The following is a 14,529-nucleotide window of genomic DNA, read 5'->3' as shown; positions in this document are numbered from 1 at the left end:
ATAAAGGGGAGATTTTTATATGAAAAAGTTATTAAGTTTAGCTTCGGTCGTTGTGCTTGCACTTGTTCTAGCAGCATGTGGTAATGGTGGTGGCGGTAAAGATAAGACGATTACTGTCGGTGCTTCACCAGCGCCACACGCTGAAATTCTTGAAAAAGCAAAACCGTTATTAAAAGATAAAGGTTATGATTTAAAGATTAAAACAATCAATGATTATACAACACCTAATAAATTATTAGATAAAGGAGAAATTGACGCAAATTTCTTCCAACATACACCTTACTTAAACACTGAGAAAAAAGATAAAGGCTATAAGATTGAATCTGCAGGTAATGTTCATTTAGAACCTATGGCCGTATATTCTAAAAAATATAAAAGTTTAAAAGATTTACCTAAAGGTGCTACTGTCTATGTTTCAAATAATCCTGCTGAAGAAGGTCGTTTCTTAAAATTCTTCCAAGACGCTGGACTTATTAAAATTAAAAAAGGTGTTAAAATTGAAGATGCTAAATTTGATGATATTGTAGAAAATAAAAAAGATATCAAATTTAACAACAAACAATCAGCAGAATATTTACCAAAAATTTATCAAAATGAAGATGCGGATGCCGTCATCATTAACTCTAACTTTGCTATTGATCAAAAATTAAGCCCTAAAGATGATTCTATTGTCTTAGAAAAAGCGAAAGATAATCCATATGCAAACCTAATTGCAGTTAAAGATGGACATAAAAACGATAAAAAAATCAAAGCTTTAATGGATGTATTACAATCTAAAGAAATTAAAGATTACATCAACGATCATTACGATGGTGCAGTTGTACCAGCAAAATAATATTGAATATATTAACAAACCCTTTAACTCAAATAGTTAGAGGGTTGTTTTTATGTTTGGAATATTGTGAAACGGCATTATTTAAAACTAAAACTACAAAGTAAAAGACGAGTGATAGTTATTTTTTACGTTACACATGTAAAAGAAGTATAGTTACTATACGTTTGTTTTTCGTTATTATTACTAAACGCGCTATAGTTTGTTGTATTTGCGATACAGAAAAGTTCAAATGAATCGCTAAATTTAATTTTAATGTCTTTCAAAAAATTTGATGTTTGGAAACTAATATTAAATTTTGCTCTGTAATGTTCATTAATTCCTAAAATTTAAATACAAATTAAAAACACTTTAGTTTTTCAATTTTTAAATCAAATTAACCATTGGAAACTTTGTATAATGTCTTTACTTAAATTAAATGAGTTCGGTTGATGCTTTAATCGTTTTTTATATAATTTGCCTGCATCTTCTTCTTTGATTAGCATGTCCATACCCGCTTTTGTTACTAAAGTGGAAGAAAATTGAATAATAAGTATATCGGAATCTAAATAAATAATACGCCACTTGCTAGAGAAACATCGTAACAATCCTTTGCCTGTCCAAGTAAATTGATCGTCCTTTAATTTATCATAACCTAAGATAGATTTTGTTTTGTATTTTGTTTGATACTGTACTTTGTCTAGCAATATTAATGGTTCCTTTTCTATTATTGAATAAGAGATAGAAGGATTTGCTTTTTTGCCAGAAGTCCACATATTAAACGTTGACGCAATAATCTTCCATTTTCCAGGCAAATGTTTAATGTATTGAATATTGATCGCTCCTCTGCATAAGTTATTTTGTCATATAGAATTAAATTTACAAAAAAGCGCAATAGGTCACGTCTTATGATATGTGCCTATTGCGCCTATGTTTTATTATTTTATGTTAATCGTGTTCATCTTTAATATCGCCGACGATATTTTCTAAAATGTTTTCCATTGTAATGATACCTATAGCTTGTTGATTTTCATCTTCAACAAGGGCGATATGAATTTGTTGCGATTTCATTTGTTCAAGTACCTGATGATATTTTGTAGTCAATTTAATTTTAAGGATATCGTGTGTGATTTCCTGAACTGAAGTGACACTGTCATTTAATAAATCTTTTGAATGAATGTAGCCAACAATGTTCGTTGGATTATCTTTGATTACCGGAAATCTAGTATAGTTTGCATTGTTTACATAAGATTTTGTTTCATTTATATCGCTATTTATATCGATAACAGAAACTTTTTCTAAAGGTAGATAACCGTCTTTTATTTTCATTTCATCAAAAGCGAAGGCACGATTAATATGAGTTAATTCGTTTTCAGAGATCTCTCCACCTTCGTGACTTTCTTTAATTAATAGCTTTAACTCTTCTTCTGAATGATACAATTCACTTTCTTTAGCAGGTTGCATGCCGAACATTTTTAAAATTAAACGCGCCGAACCGTTAAGGATATATATAAATGGATAAAATATTTTGTAAAACATAATGATTGGTTTGGCAATGATTAATGTGATTTGTTCAGCTTTTTGAATTGCAATGGTCTTAGGTGCCATTTCTCCAACAACAACGTGTAAGTAAGTCGCAATAACAAAAGCACTGATTAAGGTGAATATATGGATCATTGTTTCAGAAAGTCCAATACTACTAAATAAGGGATGTAATAAAAATTCGAAAGTGGATTCACCGACCATACCTATTCCTAGAGCGGTAATTGTGATACCTAATTGACAAGCAGCTAGGTATTCATCTAAATGCGTTACGACTTTTTTAGCGGCAATCGCATTTTTATTATTTCCACTAGCAAGTGAATTGATACGAGATGAACGTACTTTGACGATTGCGAATTCTGTCGCAACAAAGAATGCAGTTAATGCAAGTAATACTATAAATGTGATTAAACTAATAAGGGTTCCCAAAAATTAATTAATTCCTCCATTGATTTGTTATTCAATCTATACCGATTGATATTCTATTATATAAAAATTAAGAATTCATGGCTAGTGTAACGTATTACACTGAGTGATTTTTTGAAGCATGATTATAATTTAGGTTGAAACGGTTAATCGGCGGTCACCCTACCTAATCTATAACTGATCACAAAACCTAATAACAGTGTAACGATTGATATAATCCAAATCATTATTGTACTTGGTAAACCGGGGAATACAGCATATAGTGAACCGATTACAAATCCTATGATTAATGCGTATGTTAAATAAGTATAATAAGACAATAAATATTGGATTAATTTACTAGAACACAAGAATCCGAATAATACGCCACAACCGACAGTAATTAAAATAGGTAAAGCTGCAAAGTTAAGTGAAACAAATTCAGAAATAGCATACATGATTGTACCGTAAACACCGAATACGAGTAACATAAATGAACCTGAAATGCCTGGTAATAACATTGCACTAGAAGCACATGCGCCAGCAATAAAATATTTTAATATAAGTCCTGTTGAAAGTGATAGTGTTTCTCCCGCATGCTTATCACCACTATTCATCACAGTCATCATTACTATGATGATAATGCCTACAACTAATAATAAATAATGCGGTGTTGTAAAAGTGTGTTTAAAACGAGAAGTTTTCAATAAATAGGGGATGATACCACCAATTAAACCTACAAAAAAGAACATTGTTGGAACAGTATGCGTATTAAGTAAATAGTTGATTAGTTTACTAAGTAAACCGATTGCAACTACCATGCCGATACCGATAGGCAGTAAAAACTTTAAACTTTCCCAAAAACGTTTTGAAAAAAGACCACTGATAGAACGTATAAAATCATCGTATATACCCAGTAAGAGCGCGATTGTACCGCCACTAACACCAGGTACGAGATCTGTCGTTCCCATCGCAAAACCTTTCCAAAGATTTGACCATTTGATTTTTGACATATTCAATTCCTTTCTTAAATAAAATGTATTAATGATAATAGCATAATATGGCCTATTACAATAATGAAACACGTAAAATAAAAAGGATGTAAAAAATATATTTTTGATTATATTGCGGAAAATTACCATTGAGAACATGATATCGTTTTTTATCAGTTAAGAAATACTTACTATTATTATCGAAAATGATTGTGTTTTAATAACGATTTTAATTTAGCACTTGAAAAGGTTTATATTCACCTATAACTACGTTATAATGAGATGATGTAACAAGGGCTCAGTCTTTTGACTGTAGATTAAAATTATTATAAACTAGATAGGAAAACATATCATATAATACGGAGGGAATATGTATGCCATCAACATTAGAAATTAAAGACCTACATGTGTCTATAGAAGATAAAGAAATCTTAAAAGGTGTTAACTTAACAATTAACACTGGTGAAATACACGCAATTATGGGGCCAAATGGTACGGGTAAATCAACATTATCATCTGCAATCATGGGACACCCTAGCTTTGAAGTAACTCAAGGGGAAGTTATCTTAGATGGCGTCAACATCTTAGAATTAGAAGTTGACGAACGTGCGAAAGCAGGTCTTTTCTTAGCAATGCAATATCCATCAGAAATCACTGGTGTAACTAATGCAGATTTCATGCGTTCAGCAATTAATGCAAAGCGTGAAGAAGGCGAAGAAATTAACTTAATGCAATTCATTAAGAAACTTGATAAAGAAATGGACTATTTAGATATAGATCAAGATATGGCTCAACGTTATTTAAATGAAGGTTTCTCAGGCGGAGAGAAAAAACGTAATGAGATTTTACAATTAATGATGTTAGAACCTAAATTTGCTATTTTAGATGAAATTGACTCTGGTTTAGATATCGATGCGCTAAAAGTTGTTTCTAAAGGTATCAACCAAATGCGTGGTAAAGAGTTCGGTTCATTAATCATTACGCACTATCAACGTCTATTAAACTACATCACACCTGATCACGTTCATGTAATGTATGGTGGTAAAGTAGTTACTTCAGGCGGTCCTGAATTAGCGAAACGCCTTGAAGAAGAAGGTTACGAATGGGTTAAAGAAGAGTTCGGTGCTGCAGAATAAGTCTCAACTCATATTAAATATATTAATTTAGATGAAGATTTAAGGTCTTGATTTAAGCCGATGAATTAAATCATATAATCATCAAATGGGAGGAAAATAGTATGACGACTGAAACTTTGAACATTTCTGAAGCGCAACTTGTTGAGTATTCACAAGCCCATAATGAACCAGCTTGGTTAACAGAATTACGTAAAGAAGCGTTGAAATTAACTGAAACTTTAGAAATGCCAAAACCAGATAAAACAAAAATTAATAGATGGGATTTTGACTCATTTAAACAACATGAAACGACAGGCGATGTATATCAATCATTAGAAGCATTGCCAGAAGCTGTTAAAGAGATTATTGATATTGAGAACTCAGAAAATTTAATTATCCAACATAATAATACACTTGCTTTTTCTAAAGTTTCTGACTCTGCAAAAAATGACGGTGTCATTGTAGAAGGCTTAGCAGATGCGTTAGTAAATCACCCAGATTTAGTGAAACAATATTTCATGAAAGAAGCAGTAGTTGTAGATGAGCATAGATTGACTGCGTTACACACAGCGTTATTAAACGGTGGTATGTTTGTTTACGTACCTAAAAACGTTGTCGTGGAGCACCCTATTCAATATGTTGTGTTACATGATGACAACCAAGCAAGTTTTTACAATCATGTTATTATTGCTGCTGAAGAAAGTGCAGAAGTAACATACGTAGAAAACTATTTATCAAATGCAGACGGTGAAGGCAATCAACTAAACATTATTTCAGAAGTAATTGCTGGTGCTAACTCAAAAATCACTTACGGATCAGTTGATTATTTAGATAAAGGCTTTACGGGTCATATCATTCGTCGTGGTACAGCAGATGCTGATGCGAAGATTAATTGGGCTTTAGGTCTAATGAATGAAGGTAGTCAAATTATTGATAATACAACTAACTTAATCGGTGATCGTTCTGAAAGTGAATTGAAGTCCGTGGTAGTTGGAACTGGAAGTCAAAAAATCAATTTAACTTCTAAAATTGTTCAATATGGTAAAGAAACGATTGGTTATATTTTAAAACACGGTGTTATGCTTGAAAGTGCTTCAACTGTATTTAATGGTATTGGTTATATTAAACATGGTGGTACGAAATCAAATGCAAACCAAGAATCTCGTGTATTAATGCTATCTGAAAATGCTCGAGGAGATGCTAACCCAATCTTATTAATTGATGAAGACGATGTAGAGGCTGGACATGCAGCTTCTGTTGGTCGTGTAGACCCAGAACAACTTTATTACTTAATGAGTCGTGGTATTTCTCGTCAAGAAGCTGAACGTTTAGTTATTCACGGCTTCTTAGATCCAGTAGTACGTGAATTACCTATCGAAGATGTAAAACGCCAATTACGTGAAGTAATTGAACTTAAAGTAAACAAATAATTAACAAAAATAAATGTAGTCAAGGACAGTAGTAATTAAATTGTGATGTCAAAATTTGAACGTATGTAAATGGTTATTAAATACGTTTTACAAGTTATGATTGAACCTTTACTAAGGTCTGATTATTGATTCTTAATTAAGGAAGGCCTGTGAATAATTTGACTGATACATTAAATGTTACTGAAATTATAAAAGATTTTCCGATTCTCAACCAACAAGTGAATGGCAAAAGATTAGCGTATTTAGATACAACGGCCACTAGCCAAACGCCTGTTCAAGTGATTGATGTTATGGCGGATTATTACAAACGTTATAACTCAAATGTGCATCGTGGTGTTCACACACTTGGTTCATTAGCAACAGATGGTTACGAGAGTGCACGTGAAACGGTCAGACGTTTCATTAATGCTAAATATTTTGAGGAAGTCATTTTTACAAGAGGTACAACGGCTTCTATTAATATTGTTGCACATAGTTATGGTGACGCACATGTTTCTGAAGGTGATGAGATTGTTGTTACTGAAATGGAACATCATGCAAATATTGTGCCGTGGCAACAATTAGCTAAACGTAAAAATGCACATTTGAAATTTATACCAATGACTGAAGATGGGCAATTAGCGTTAGAAGATGTTAAGGCAACAATCAATGATAATACTAAAATTGTTGCGATTGCACATGTTTCTAATGTCTTAGGTACGATTAATGATATTAAAGCAATTACTGAAATCGCACACCAACACGGTGCAATTATCAGTGTTGATGGTGCACAAGCTGCGCCTCATATGGCACTAGATATGCAAGCGTTAGATGTCGATTTCTATAGCTTTAGTGGCCATAAAATGCTAGGGCCAACAGGTATTGGTGTTCTGTATGGTAAACGTACGCTACTTAATAAAATGGAGCCTACCGAATTCGGCGGTGACATGATAGATTTTGTAAGTAAGTACGATGCTTCATGGGCAGATTTACCGACTAAATTTGAAGCTGGTACACCATTAATTGCACAGGCAATTGGTTTGGCCGAAGCAATTAGATATTTACAAAATATTGGCTTCGAAGCGATTCATCAACATGAATCAGAATTAACTGCATACGCTTATGATAAAATGTCAGAAGTAGATGGTATTGAAATTTATGGACCTGCCAAAGACAAACGTGCAGGTGTCATTACTTTTAATATGGTTGATGTTCATGCACATGACGTTGCGACTGCAGTAGATACTGAAGGCGTAGCAGTAAGAGCAGGGCATCATTGTGCACAACCACTTATGAAATGGTTAAATCAATCTTCTACAGCGCGTGCAAGTTTTTACATTTATAACACGAAAGAAGATATTGACCAATTCGTTGAAGCATTGAAACAAACGAAGGAGTTTTTCTCATATGAATTTTAATAATTTAAATCAGTTGTATCGTTCAGTTATAATGGATCATTATAAAAGTCCTAGAAATAAAGGTACTTTAGACAATGGTTCTATGACGGTAGACATGAACAATCCAACTTGTGGGGATCGCATTCATCTAACGTTTGACATCGAAGATGGTTTCATTAAAGATGCTAAATTTGATGGTGAAGGTTGTTCTATTTCTATGTCGAGCGCTTCTATGATGACAGAAGCGGTCAAAGGTCACACATTGGCTGACGCTATGAAAATGAGCCAAGAATTTTCAAAAATGATGCTTGGTGAAGAATATGAAATTAGCGAAGATATGGGCGACATTGAAGCGTTACAAGGTGTTGCGCAATTTCCAGCAAGAATTAAATGTGCCACATTAGCTTGGAAAGCACTTGAAAAGGGTACAGTTGAAAAGGAAGGCAATACAGAAGAGTAAAGATTCATTCGAATTGATACGTTGACATTGTGTAAAATTCCATTCAAACTGGAAAGAACAACAAGATAAATAAACGTGAATATGTATAGATAGAATAACAGTCTCTATGAGATAAAGTAAAAAATGCAAATAACAGACAAATCAATTAGCACGTTAGTCGTTTTTTAATATATAAAAGGAGTGATTTAAATGGCTAAAAAAGCACCTGATGTTGGGAATTATCAATATGGTTTCCACGATGAAGATGTTTCCATTTTTAGATCAGAACGCGGTTTGACGGAAAATATTGTCCGTGAAATTTCAAATATGAAAGAAGAACCAGAATGGATGCTAAATTATAGATTGAAATCATTAAAACAATTTTATAAAATGCCTATGCCACAATGGGGTGGGGATTTATCAGAATTGGATTTTGATGATATCACTTACTATGTTAAGCCATCAGAGAACACTGAACGTTCTTGGGATGAAGTGCCAGAAGAAATCAAACGTACATTTGATAAACTTGGTATTCCAGAAGCAGAGCAAAAATATCTTGCTGGTGTTTCAGCACAATATGAGTCAGAAGTTGTTTACCATAATATGGAAAAAGAACTTGAAGATAAAGGCATTATCTTTAAAGATACAGACAGTGCTTTAAGAGAAAACGAAGAGTTATTTAAGCAGTATTTCTCAACGGTTGTGCCAGCTGCAGATAACAAATTCTCAGCGTTAAACTCAGCTGTATGGTCAGGTGGTTCATTCATCTACGTACCTAAAAATATTAAATTAGATACACCATTACAAGCTTATTTCCGTATTAACTCAGAAAATATGGGACAATTCGAACGTACTTTAATCATTGCAGATGAAGGTGCTTCAGTGAACTATGTTGAAGGTTGTACTGCCCCTGTTTACTCAACAAGCTCATTACACTCAGCTGTTGTTGAAATTATTGTTCATAAAGATGCACACGTGCGTTATACAACAATCCAAAACTGGGCAAACAATGTTTATAACTTAGTAACGAAACGTACATTAGTATACGAAAATGGTAACATGGAATGGGTTGATGGTAACTTAGGTTCTAAATTAACTATGAAATATCCAAACTGTGTACTAATGGGCGAAGGCGCTAAAGGTAGCACATTATCGATTGCATTTGCTGGTAAAGGACAAGTTCAAGATGCAGGCGCTAAAATGATTCATAAAGCACCTAATACTTCTTCAACGATTGTCTCTAAATCTATTTCTAAAGATGGCGGTAAAGTTGTTTATCGTGGTATCGTTCATTTTGGTCGTAAAGCGAAAGGTGCGCGTTCAAACATCGAATGTGATACTTTAATTTTAGATAATGAGTCAACTTCAGATACAATTCCTTATAATGAAGTATTCAATGATAATATTTCTTTAGAGCATGAAGCGAAAGTTTCAAAAGTTTCTGAAGAACAATTATTCTACTTGATGAGTCGTGGTATTTCTGAAGAAGAAGCTACAGAAATGATCGTAATGGGCTTCATTGAACCATTCACGAAAGAACTTCCAATGGAATATGCTGTTGAAATGAACCGTTTAATTAAATTCGAAATGGAAGGAAGTATTGGTTAAGATTTTCTAATCTCTAACTTTCTTTTATAAAATAATAAAACACGAGTAATACCTATGGTTAAAGTGTGCATCAAGTGATACTTTAACTATAGTGTATACTCGTGTTTTTTTGATATGATTTCAGTGTAAACATACAGGTTCAATGTTGGAAGTAATCATATACATTGCTTGCCATATTACATAGTGTATAAACTTAGTGTCATTTACGCCAACGATCTAATTTTGCCATGAATTTTTTTGTGTACATTTTGTTTAAAAAGAATTTTTGAACTTTATTCATATCGGATTATTGGAATCTTTTCAGGTTATATGCGTACATTGCATCAAAATCTAGGTTCATTGTAAAAGCACCATCTTGGTAACAATGAAGACAGTATTTTTTCGATAAAATACCATCACTTTCTGTACCAACTGGTGTTTTTTTATCAAGTGGCATACCACAACTTTGGCATTATTGAACTTTGGCCATAGAAATACTCTTGTCTGTTATTTAAATTTGTAGAGCAAATTATGGTGATAAAGTACTTTAACATGAGGATGATGAAAAAGTGAAGCTACACCGTATAAACTTTATTTCGGTTTTAGATATATGCTATATCATTTAATTTATCAAGTGGAAGCGTGTTTATCATATATAGGATTAGGGAATAAAATATCAAAATATAAAGTTTTTTAATAATGATTGCTAAAGGAGTCTTGCACTGATGATTATTGCTATAATCATACTTTTGTTTGCTTCATTTTTCTTTTCAGGAAGTGAAACAGCTTTAACTGCTGCAAACAGGATGAAGATACAAACAGATGCACAACACGGAAACAAAAAAGCCGGAAAACTCGCAAAGTTATTAAGTAAACCGAGCGAATTTATAACTACGATTTTAATAGGTAATAATATTGCAAATATTATTTTACCGACACTTGTAACAATTCTTGCAGTTGATATGGGGATTAATGTTGGGTTAGCTACAGCAGTAACTACGATAGCAATTATCATTATTTCGGAAGTTATACCCAAATCTATCGCTGCCACTTATCCTGACAGAATGTCGCGTTTGATTTATACACCAATTTCATTTTTTGTATTTATTTTTAAACCAATCACTAAGATATTAAATGCATTAACAGATTTGATAAATAAAGCACTATCAAATGGTACAGATGAGACAAAGCGCTTTTCTAAAGAAGAAATTAGACAGATGGTGACGATTGCAGGCAGTGAAGGTGCGTTTAATGAAATAGAACGAAATCGCATACAAGGTGTCATGGATTTTGAGCAATTAAAGATTACAGATATAGATACAACACCACGCATCAATGTTACAGCTTTTCCATCAGATGTTTCATACGAAGATGCATATGAGACAGTCGTATCAAAGCCTTACACTAGATATCCAGTCTATGATGAAGATATAGATGATGTGATAGGTATTTTCCATTCTAAATACTTACTTGCATGGAGTCGTGAACCAGATAATGATATTTTAAACTATACATCTGAACCTTTATTTGTGAATGAGCACAATAGAGCCGAGTGGGTGTTAAGAAAAATGACAGTTTCAAGAAAGCATTTAGCGATTGTGTTAGATGAATATGGTGGCACCGATGCGATTGTTTCTCATGAAGATCTGATTGAAGAGATGCTCGGAATGGAAATTGAAGATGAAATGGACGAAGAAGAAAAGGAAAAATTAGAATTACAGAAAAAAGCATATAGTGAAAAATAGTTTTTGAGGAAGTATCTATCTAGTGTGAATTTGAGTTGGTTGCTGATCAAATCAAAACGGATAAGGTAGTCTGCGTCTCGACTTGCCTTAGACGTGTATTAAAGGAGTATGTTGGTATGAAATTATCTACAAGAGTTACTGGGTTATTGAATGTAAAATATCCAATTATTCAAGCGGGCATGGCTGGTTCAACGACACCTGAATTAGTTGCAACTGTGAGTAATGCTGGTGGATTAGGTACAATTGGAGCTGGATATTTTAGATCAGATAGATTAGAACAAGAAATTACTTATGTTCAAGAATTAACGGATTTACCTTATGCAGTCAATTTATTCGTACCAAGTGATAAATTATACATCCCTGAAAAAGTGGAACATATGAATGCATGGTTAAAGCCCTATAGACGTGCATTTAATATAGAAGAGCCTGTAATCAATATGACTGAAAAACAGCAATTTGAAGATGCGATTGACCTAGTTATTGAAAAAGGTGTGCCTGCGGTTTCATTTACATTTGGTATTCCGGAACAAACAGTTATTGAAAAATTAAAAGAACGTCATATTAAATTAATTGGCACAGCAACAAGTGTTGAAGAGGCAATAGCCAATGAATCTGCAGGAATGGATATGGTCATTGCGCAAGGTAGTGAAGCAGGTGGTCATAGAGGCGCGTTTTCTGAAACTGCAAGCCAACTTACACCGCTTATTGGCACCATGTCTTTAGTTCCTCAAATGGTTGATCAAATCAATATCCCAGTCGTAGCAGCAGGCGGGATTATGGATGGTAGAGGATTAGTGGCTAGTATGGTATTAGGCGCAGAAGGTGTTCAAATGGGCACAGCATTTTTAACATCAGATGAAAGTGGTGCAAGTCAACTATATAAGCATGCAATTAGTCAAAGTAAAGAAACGGATACAGTTGTCACTAATGTTATTACTGGTAAACCAGCAAGAGGCATAGATAATGAATTTATTCATAAAATGAATGAATATGATGATGAAATTCCAGATTATCCGATACAAAATCAACTGACAAATGCATTGCGCAAAGAAGCCGCAAATAAAGGTAATGCGCAGTGGACACATTTATGGAGTGGTCAAAGTCCAAGGCTTGTACAACATATGTCGGCTTGGGCACTAATAGAAAATGTGGTTAAACAAGCAAATGAAATAATGAATCGATAACTGCAACGCCATATATGAAAAATTATCAAAGACGAGACTAGAAGGCTTAATGAATTATTAAGTTGCTAGTCTCATTTTTTATGATACATAGTAAATCATTTGAAATAAAAATCTTTAGTTTTTTAAAGTTATCGTAAATTGAATTTAATCAAGTGAATATCATAAATCATCTGTGGTATCATTAATTTGGTGATAGATATGATAAATATTGGATTAACAGGTTGGGGCGACCACGATACATTATATGAGGATTTGCAACGAAAAACAGATAAATTAATTACATACGCAAGTCACTTTCCAATAGTGGAACTTGATGCAACTTATTATGCCATACAACCTGAAAGGAATATAAGAAAGTGGATTAAAGAAACACCAGAACGCTTTGAATTTATTGTTAAAATACATCAAGCACTAACACTTCATGCTGATTTTCATGATTATGCAGAAACAAGACAAAGCCTTTTTGATCAATTTAAGGATATGTTACAACCGCTAATAGATGAAAGTAAACTCGCTATGATATTAGTTCAATTTCCACCATGGTTTGATTGTACCGTACCGAATATTACATATATAAGATACGTGCGAGAACAATTAAAAGACTTTCCGATATGTGTCGAGTTTAGGCATCAATCGTGGTTTAATGATCAATTTAAAGAAGAAACATTGGCGTTTTTAACGCAACAACGCATCATCCATGCTGTTTGTGATGAACCACAAGCAGGTCAAGGGTCTATACCGCTCGTCAATAGAATCACGCATGAAAAAGCATTTGTACGTTATCATGGTCGGAATGTTCACGGGTGGACGAAAAAGGACATGACCGACGAGGCATGGCGCGACGTGAGATATCTATATGATTACAGTGAATCTGAACTACAAGATTTAGTGAATAAAGTTAAAGTATTAGAACATAAAGCCAAAAAAATTTATGTTGTATTTAATAATAATTCTGGTGGTCATGCAGCACAAAATGCTAAAACATACCAACGCTTGTTGGGCATAGATTACGAAGGATTAGCACCACAGCAATTAAAATTATTCTAGGAGCGATAAGATGTTAACAATTATATTATTGATTTTAATTGGTGGTTTGTCAGCGGTCATAGGCTCTTTAGTAGGTATTGGTGGCGGCATAATAATAGTTCCGACAATTGTATACTTAGGTGTGGATAATGATTTGTTACACGGCATAACACCTCAAATTGCTATCGGAACATCTTCTGTTATATTAATTGTAACCGGCTTATCTTCCACACTTGGTTATCTTAAGACAAAACAAGTTGATGTTAAGAATGGATCGATATTTTTATTTGGCTTACTACCAGGTTCATTAATTGGTTCAATCATAAGTCGTTATCTGACATTAGAATCATTTAATTTATATTTTGGTATATTTTTAATCTTAGTTGCCATCCTATTGATGGTGAGAAATAAAATTAAGCCTTTAAAAGTATTTGCGAAACCACAATATGAAAAAACCTATGTGGATGGTCATGGGGAAACATATCACTATCACGTACCACCATTGGTTGCATTTGTGGCTACATTATTTATTGGTATTTTAACAGGACTCTTTGGTATTGGTGGCGGTGCTTTAATGACACCACTAATGCTCATTGTATTTAGATTCCCACCGCATGTTGCGGTAGGTACGAGTATGATGATGATTTTCTTTTCAAGTGTTGTCAGTTCAGCAGGTCATATCGTACAAGGTCACGTAGCCTGGGGTTATGCAATCATCTTAATTATAGCAAGTTATTTTGGTGCTAAATTAGGTGTCAAAATTAATCGATCCATTCAATCGAATACTGTCGTTACATTATTGCGTGCAGTCATGCTCATAATGGGTATATATCTAATCATTAAATCATTTTTATAAAATAAGAGGAGGGAAAACATA

13 protein-coding genes and 1 pseudogene are annotated in these 14,529 nt (G+C 33.4%); 10 read left to right on the top strand and 4 right to left on the bottom strand.

The features are described from left to right. Positions 1–19 precede the first annotated feature (19 nt). Complete coding sequence (locus ACP7BT_RS04850; protein WP_002483842.1) at positions 20–835, top strand: MetQ/NlpA family ABC transporter substrate-binding protein; 816 nt, start codon at positions 20–22, stop codon at positions 833–835. 368 nt (positions 836–1,203) lie between these two features. On the opposite strand, the gene ACP7BT_RS04845 is transcribed toward ACP7BT_RS04850, so the two are convergent. From ACP7BT_RS04845 to ACP7BT_RS04835, 3 genes are all read right to left on the bottom strand, one after another. After that, the gene (locus ACP7BT_RS04845; RefSeq protein ID WP_052463669.1) at positions 1,204–1,626 is read right to left on the bottom strand and encodes a hypothetical protein; all 423 of its coding nucleotides are present in this window, start codon (positions 1,624–1,626) and stop codon (positions 1,204–1,206) included. Positions 1,627–1,759: 133 nt separating this feature from the next. Next, entirely contained in the window at positions 1,760–2,782 is a 1,023-nt protein-coding gene (locus ACP7BT_RS04840; protein WP_002483840.1) for a hemolysin family protein, read from the bottom strand. Positions 2,783–2,925: 143 nt separating this feature from the next. Continuing rightward, positions 2,926–3,771 carry a DUF368 domain-containing protein gene (locus tag ACP7BT_RS04835; RefSeq protein ID WP_037538904.1) on the bottom strand — a complete coding sequence of 282 codons (846 nt, stop codon included), beginning with the start codon at positions 3,769–3,771 and terminating at the stop codon, positions 2,926–2,928. A 353-nt stretch (positions 3,772–4,124) separates the two neighbouring features. Between ACP7BT_RS04835 and sufC the strand changes: the two genes are divergently transcribed. The 5 genes from sufC (at position 4,125) to sufB (ending at position 9,718) form a co-directional block, all read left to right on the top strand. Next, entirely contained in the window at positions 4,125–4,886 is a 762-nt protein-coding gene (sufC, locus tag ACP7BT_RS04830) for a Fe-S cluster assembly ATPase SufC (RefSeq protein ID WP_002483838.1), read from the top strand. A 101-nt stretch (positions 4,887–4,987) separates the two neighbouring features. Then, entirely contained in the window at positions 4,988–6,295 is a 1,308-nt protein-coding gene (gene sufD / locus ACP7BT_RS04825; protein ID WP_002483837.1) for a Fe-S cluster assembly protein SufD, read from the top strand. Positions 6,296–6,453: 158 nt separating this feature from the next. Continuing rightward, entirely contained in the window at positions 6,454–7,692 is a 1,239-nt protein-coding gene (locus tag ACP7BT_RS04820; RefSeq protein WP_037538939.1) for a cysteine desulfurase, read from the top strand. Further along, positions 7,682–8,131 (top strand): Fe-S cluster assembly sulfur transfer protein SufU, encoded by a 450-nt coding sequence (sufU, locus tag ACP7BT_RS04815; protein ID WP_011303539.1) that lies wholly within the window; start codon positions 7,682–7,684, stop codon positions 8,129–8,131. Before ACP7BT_RS04820 ends, sufU begins: the two co-directional genes overlap by 11 nt. A 189-nt stretch (positions 8,132–8,320) precedes the next feature. Further along, complete coding sequence (gene sufB, locus ACP7BT_RS04810; protein WP_002483834.1) at positions 8,321–9,718, top strand: Fe-S cluster assembly protein SufB; 1,398 nt, start codon at positions 8,321–8,323, stop codon at positions 9,716–9,718. A 286-nt stretch (positions 9,719–10,004) separates the two neighbouring features. On the opposite strand, the pseudogene ACP7BT_RS04805 reads toward sufB, so the two are convergent. Further along, positions 10,005–10,157: pseudogene (locus tag ACP7BT_RS04805) on the bottom strand (zinc ribbon domain-containing protein); the annotation flags it as partial. Between the two features lie 265 nt (positions 10,158–10,422). On the opposite strand from ACP7BT_RS04805, the gene ACP7BT_RS04800 reads away from it, so the two are divergent. The 4 genes from ACP7BT_RS04800 (at position 10,423) to ACP7BT_RS04785 (ending at position 14,508) form a co-directional block, all read left to right on the top strand. Continuing rightward, positions 10,423–11,442, top strand: a complete 1,020-nt coding sequence (locus ACP7BT_RS04800) for a hemolysin family protein (protein ID WP_041079620.1) — start codon at positions 10,423–10,425, stop codon at positions 11,440–11,442. A gap of 116 nt (positions 11,443–11,558) precedes the next feature. After that, on the top strand, positions 11,559–12,626 hold the full coding sequence (locus ACP7BT_RS04795) for an NAD(P)H-dependent flavin oxidoreductase (protein WP_041079618.1): 1,068 nt from the start codon (positions 11,559–11,561) through the stop codon (positions 12,624–12,626). A gap of 198 nt (positions 12,627–12,824) precedes the next feature. Next, positions 12,825–13,673 carry a DUF72 domain-containing protein gene (locus ACP7BT_RS04790; RefSeq protein WP_002483830.1) on the top strand — a complete coding sequence of 283 codons (849 nt, stop codon included), beginning with the start codon at positions 12,825–12,827 and terminating at the stop codon, positions 13,671–13,673. 10 nt (positions 13,674–13,683) lie between these two features. After that, a complete protein-coding gene (locus ACP7BT_RS04785) occupies positions 13,684–14,508 on the top strand; it encodes a sulfite exporter TauE/SafE family protein (RefSeq protein ID WP_011303534.1) in 825 nt (274 codons plus the stop codon). Positions 14,509–14,529 lie beyond the last annotated feature (21 nt).

Source organism: Staphylococcus sp. Y174-1 (assembly GCF_049897865.1).
Taxonomy (GTDB): Bacteria; Bacillota; Bacilli; order Staphylococcales; family Staphylococcaceae; genus Staphylococcus; species Staphylococcus saprophyticus.
Note: the sequence above shows the minus strand (reverse complement) of the source record. Positions and strands in the feature narration are given on the sequence as shown.

Excerpts from the sequence above, each read along its gene's own strand:
- ACP7BT_RS04850 (WP_002483842.1), top strand. The coding sequence starts at position 20 with ATGAAAAAGTTATTAAGTTTAGCTTCGGTCGTTGTGCTTGCACTTGTT.
- ACP7BT_RS04785 (WP_011303534.1), top strand. The coding sequence starts at position 13,684 with ATGTTAACAATTATATTATTGATTTTAATTGGTGGTTTGTCAGCGGTC.
- sufC (WP_002483838.1), top strand. The coding sequence starts at position 4,125 with ATGCCATCAACATTAGAAATTAAAGACCTACATGTGTCTATAGAAGAT.
- ACP7BT_RS04835 (WP_037538904.1), bottom strand. The coding sequence starts at position 3,771 with ATGTCAAAAATCAAATGGTCAAATCTTTGGAAAGGTTTTGCGATGGGA.
- ACP7BT_RS04800 (WP_041079620.1), top strand. The coding sequence starts at position 10,423 with ATGATTATTGCTATAATCATACTTTTGTTTGCTTCATTTTTCTTTTCA.
- sufU (WP_011303539.1), top strand. The coding sequence starts at position 7,682 with ATGAATTTTAATAATTTAAATCAGTTGTATCGTTCAGTTATAATGGAT.
- ACP7BT_RS04795 (WP_041079618.1), top strand. The coding sequence starts at position 11,559 with ATGAAATTATCTACAAGAGTTACTGGGTTATTGAATGTAAAATATCCA.
- sufD (WP_002483837.1), top strand. The coding sequence starts at position 4,988 with ATGACGACTGAAACTTTGAACATTTCTGAAGCGCAACTTGTTGAGTAT.
- ACP7BT_RS04790 (WP_002483830.1), top strand. The coding sequence starts at position 12,825 with ATGATAAATATTGGATTAACAGGTTGGGGCGACCACGATACATTATAT.
- sufB (WP_002483834.1), top strand. The coding sequence starts at position 8,321 with ATGGCTAAAAAAGCACCTGATGTTGGGAATTATCAATATGGTTTCCAC.